Below are 5,104 nucleotides of genomic sequence, written 5' to 3' on the forward strand. Positions count from 1 at the left end.
CCGCATCTCTCAGTAGAAAACTTTCGTATCATCTCTTCTATTGTAAAAATCTGCTGACTATCCTCTGTTGACCAACCAAGCAATGCAAGATAATTTATTAACGCTTCCTGCAAATATCCTTCTTTTCTATACTCCAAAACCGACGTATGACCATGTCTCTTTGAAAGTCTTGCGCCATCGGGACCTAAAATCATAGCCATATGCGCAAATTCAGGCATTTTCCACCTAAAAGCATTATAAATTTGCATCTGTCGAGGCGTGTTTGAAATATGATCGTCGCCTCTTAAAACATGTGTAATCTCCATAAGATAATCATCGATAACGCATGCAAAATTATATGTTGGCACGCCGTTTGCTTTCATAATAACAAAATCGTCGAGTAAAGAATTGTCAAATTCAACCTTTCCTCTTATGATATCATTTAAAACTGTAATCCCAACAGTAGGCATTCTAAATCTTATAACAGCTTTCATCCCGTCAGCTTCTTTTTGTTTTCGCTGGTTAGGTGTAAGATTTCTGCAACTCCCGTCGTACTTTGGAGGGAGTTTATTAGTCTGCGCTTTTTTTCTCATCGCATCAACTTCTTCAGTTGTACAATAGCACGGATAAGCAAGATCTTTCGCTATAAGTTCGTCAGCATATTTCTGATATATACCTTGCTCTTTACGTTTCATTTGATAATAAGGAGCATATTTTAGAAGCTCGTTGCCGGGTCCTTCATCCCAACCAAGTCTAAGCCATTTCATAGCATCTAAAATAACTTTTACTGATTCTTCATTAGAACGAGCTTCGTCGGTATCTTCAATTCTCAAAACAAATTTACCACCTTTGCTTCTGGCAAAAAGCCAGTTAAACAAAGCCGTACGAACACCTCCAATGTGCAAATCACCAGTTGGTGACGGCGCAAATCTTACCCGTATGTTACTCACTTATTTTTCCTTTTGCCAAAATTTTGTCACATAAATTATCACTCTGATGTTCCAATACTTTTCTTTCAAGTGACGAAGGAACATAATCCTTAAATATTGGAAATTTTGATTGCATTGTATGGGAAATGGTGGCATAAATCGTATGCGTTGGTCCGTTCAAAATATGAGTACCATGAGTCATCGTCGGGATTACCACATTTATTACCATTATGAGCCAAACGCAAACGCCTAATACCGCGCCACCAATTCTATCTAGAACATTTAGATAGAAAAAGCTAATCATTCTTAAAATAAATCTACCAAGCATAACAATAAACAATGCAGCTATTACAAATATGACATAAAAATTTAAACCTTCTTGATACGGATACTTACTTGCTACAAAAACTGCCACAAATCCAGCAAGAACAGCAAAAAAAGTCCTCGTAAGACCGGCAGACCAGCCAAGCCAAGCTATTAAAATTACGCTGATTACTAAAAAAATATCTATTACCAAATATATCCTCGATTATCTTATTTAGAAAGTTTTTACTACATTCTCATCTGTAACAACCCACAACTTATGAAACGTTCCTCCATTATCTTTCACAATCGACGCGGGATCTCTTCCCGCTATTTTTTTACACATATCAACAACAACATGTTTGTCGTCATCAAACAAACCAAAAATCGGACTTATGTTAAAAGGCGAGAACTTTTGAAGTCTTGTCCTTTCATCAGGACTTATAACGTCATAGGGAGGAGATATAAAATCTATAATTACTTCTCTTGAGTAGCTTACTTGCACGAAATGACTTTATCTCAACCATAACGCTCCCCTCTAAAATCAGGACTTCCACCACTGATTCTACAAAAACACTACAATATTGTCAAAAGATTTAAAATCTTGTAGAATAGCCCGCGTTATGAAAAAATTTTCAAAAAAAACTGTTGTATATTTCGCTGTGTTTGCCGTTTGTCTTATCGTCGTTATACTCATCATTAGAAACAGAATTGCAGATTTCGAATATCCAAATCCTGAGATTGAAAGTATAGAAGACGCAGTCTCCGATGTTGAGAAAGTGATTATTCAACAAGGCGACATCTTAACATTGACGCTAAATAATACAAAACTTTCCGAAAAAGATACATGTGAAATTATCAGAGAACTAAAAAAAGTAATGAATATAGGTCGCTGCATGCCCGGAGAATTTTATGAAATACTTTATAATAAAAAAACCGGAAATTGGACAGAATTCTCATATTATCCTAAAGGCATCTCATACTATTCAATAACCAGGTCATCAGATAACGTAATAACAACAGAAAAGAAACAACTTGAAACAACTACAACTGAGCGCAAAGAGCAAGGAACTATCACATCGTCTTTGTGGTCGGCAATGACTTCTCAAGACATATCGCAAGATATAATTCTTTCTTTTGCAGACATATTTGCATGGCAAATAGATTTTCTTACGGATACTAAACAGGGTGATATTTTTAAACTTATGTATGAAGTAGAGTACATGGCAAAGAAAAACAAAAAATTAACTTCTAGGATCATCGTTGCTCAATATCAAACCCCATCTAGAACATACAACGCCTTCTATTTTAAAACAAAAGAAGGCGAAGATGGGTATTTTGACGAAAATGGCAAATCCGTAAAAAGCACATTTTTAAAAGCGCCACTGCAGTTTAGAAGAATAAGCTCGATTTTCACAATTAGCAGGGTTCACCCTATATTAAAATATGCAAGACCTCATCTTGGAATAGACTATGCCGCTCCAGAAGGAACTCCTGTTTCATCGGTTGGAAACGGTACAATCGTTAAAGCGCAGTATAGCGGAGGATTCGGCAAATTGGTAATTATAAAGCATTCAAACGGCTGTGAAACATATTACGGGCATTTGTCAAAATATGGAAAAGGAATCAAAAAAGGCGCTAAAGTAAAACAAGGGCAAGTTATAGGATATGTAGGTATGACAGGTCTTGCTACAGGACCTCATTTAGACTTTAGAATAAAACTCAACGGTAAATTCTTCGACTTTCAAAAAATGAAGCGATCGCCGTCAACAACTCTGACCGGCGAGGACAAAAAAGCTTTCATGGAAAAAATTCAAACAATTGAATTAATTTAGAGAAGCATATACTCGGCTAACCCATAATTTTCTAATAAGAACCCTTTGCCTCTCTTATTGGCTCTTTTACTTTCCTATATATATTTCTGCAACTCTTTATCACTCTATCGCTTATTTCAATTGCAATAATACTCGTCCTCCTTACTATATATAAGCAGTCCGTATGATTGCTTTGTTGAATTTTGTATATAATTCAGAACAGAAACAGAAACGCAGAAAGAAGCCTATGACGGCGTTGTTGAGTACTTGCCCATACAATTTAATCCAAAAAAGCGGTTAAAATTTGATAAAAAAACATAGGACTAAGTCCTCCAAAAAAAAAGGGTCAAAAAAAGGGTCAAAAAAGGCATGTTTTAGCCTAAAAATAACAGGTATAACAGCAAAATGGTTGGTTTTTCAATGCGGTTTAATGCAAAAATGGCAATTTTCGTGGCAAAATAACAGGTAAATAACAGGGAATTTAAACCTGCAATTTTAGATGAAAATTTAGCAGTAAATTTAGTGGAGATTTTTAGTGTTTATAAGAAACCAAATTAGCAAAGGGGAAAGGGACATTTTTAGAACGGTTTCACAGCGAAGAAGTTTTAACGAATGGAACGACTTTAAAGCTATAGAGTTTCAAAGGTACAACGAAACAGAACGGCTGATTTTGTATTTTAGGTTACATTTGGGGATATTAAACAGAAAAGAAATATCAATGAGAACAGGCATACCTAAGTATAAAATAAGGAGATTTGTAAAAGCGATTAGGACTTATGGATATGAGGAGCTAATCCCCTACTGCTTGGTCTTTATAATTGTTCTCGTTATAATCGTAATGGCGCTTGAGATCATTCTTCAGCACCACCGACGACATCAATGTATTTGCCGTCGCCTCCTCCAACTCCCATGTCGCTGCCATCTTCTTATCCACCAACTTATTATTCTTCACCCTCTCCTTAGACTCACTATCCTCTCCAAGTTCCGCCGCAGTGCCGTGTCTGCTTACTACAAGGATTTTGGGCTCATCCGGCTCACTATTCGCTACACAAACGTCCGCCGCCTCCTTCGCTGACCCCTCAAACTCCACCGCCCTGTCCATCATACTCCGCGCCTTCCCCGCATCCATCCTCTTATTTTCCCCAAACACTTCCTTCACACGCTTTGCCATTTCCTCCGTCTTCGTTACAGGCTTACGCAACTTCTCAACCCACGGCTCTCCTTTCTTATTCTCATTCAGGATCTTCCTCGCTTCCTCCGCATTCCTCCTCGCCTCCTTCAGATCATTCATTATCTTTTTTCTCGTTGGTGGTTGTCGTGGTCGTGAATCTCTCTCTCTCTCTTCAAACCCGGCGGTTTTCGCAAGTCGAGGTACGTAATACATATTCGGCGGGGTTGGGGCAATAGACACAAGCTTGCCGTCCTCGTCCTCATCTTCTATATTGCCTCTAAATAATATGATGTCGTCTTTCGACTCTCTGACCTTGATTCCATTAAACACAAAATCGCCTGCTGATGACGATGTTAATGCTGCTACTGATGTTGATGATGAGCTAAATGATAACGATGATGACGATTCGTGAAGTGGGATAATAGCATCAGGCTCATCATAATACTGAGTTATTTCCGTGTTGCTTCCGACGCTTCTGAATTGCTTCCGAGTGTACCACTTATACCATACAACAAACAACGCAGCAACTGTTCCCACGCCTACTAGCGTTGCTACCATTGGCGTTGTGCTAACTCCGCCAATTTTAATTTCATCGTTCCTAACATGATGCCATTTATCTCTCACCCAACTGCATGATTTATGTCTATCGCAGAACGAAGGGGTGGTAAGTGTTTCATTATTGTTCCTCCTACTAGTGAGCGAGCTAACATCGCTACTAACTTTGCCACCAGCTTTGCTAGAGTTATCTGGGGAGCATGCTGAAACGAGCAGAGAAAGGCAAACAAACAAGCTTACACATCTTTTTAATTGTAATGTCATTGTATTATGTCTCCTTTTTAAGAGTAATGTCATCATACTATCGGCGTCCTTGCGAGGAATTGTTCCTTAAAAAACAAGTATAATAAAGT

General features: G+C 38.0%; 5 protein-coding genes. 1 reads left to right on the forward strand and 4 read right to left on the reverse strand.

Features of this window, described 5'->3' with window-relative positions:
* The 3 genes from gltX to LE180_RS06070 form a co-directional block, all read right to left on the reverse strand.
* Positions 1–929 (reverse strand): glutamate--tRNA ligase (gltX, locus tag LE180_RS06060; RefSeq protein ID WP_374134561.1); only part of this gene is annotated, 929 nt, incomplete at its 3' end.
* Complete coding sequence (locus LE180_RS06065; RefSeq protein WP_374134562.1) at positions 922–1,425, reverse strand: hypothetical protein; 504 nt, start codon at positions 1,423–1,425, stop codon at positions 922–924. The genes gltX and LE180_RS06065, both read right to left, overlap by 8 nt.
* Before the next feature lie 21 nt (positions 1,426–1,446).
* On the reverse strand, positions 1,447–1,716 hold the full coding sequence (locus LE180_RS06070; protein WP_374134563.1) for a DUF1015 family protein: 270 nt from the start codon (positions 1,714–1,716) through the stop codon (positions 1,447–1,449).
* 118 nt (positions 1,717–1,834) lie between these two features.
* Between LE180_RS06070 and LE180_RS06075 the strand changes: the two genes are divergently transcribed.
* Positions 1,835–3,046, forward strand: a complete 1,212-nt coding sequence (locus LE180_RS06075; RefSeq protein ID WP_374134564.1) for a peptidoglycan DD-metalloendopeptidase family protein — start codon at positions 1,835–1,837, stop codon at positions 3,044–3,046.
* Positions 3,047–3,815: 769 nt separating this feature from the next.
* Here LE180_RS06075 and LE180_RS06080 read toward each other — a convergent pair.
* Positions 3,816–5,051, reverse strand: coding sequence for a hypothetical protein (locus LE180_RS06080; RefSeq protein ID WP_374134565.1), 1,236 nt, complete (start codon positions 5,049–5,051; stop codon positions 3,816–3,818).
* Between the last annotated feature and the right edge of the window lie 53 nt (positions 5,052–5,104).

This window comes from Candidatus Endomicrobiellum pyrsonymphae (assembly GCF_020328025.1).
GTDB classification, from domain to species: Bacteria; Elusimicrobiota; Endomicrobiia; order Endomicrobiales; family Endomicrobiaceae; genus Endomicrobiellum; species Endomicrobiellum pyrsonymphae.

Bases quoted from the DNA above. Each gene is read 5' to 3' on its own strand.
- LE180_RS06075 (WP_374134564.1), top strand. From the start codon at position 1,835: ATGAAAAAATTTTCAAAAAAAACTGTTGTATATTTCGCTGTGTTTGCC.
- LE180_RS06080 (WP_374134565.1), bottom strand. From the start codon at position 5,051: ATGATGACATTACTCTTAAAAAGGAGACATAATACAATGACATTACAA.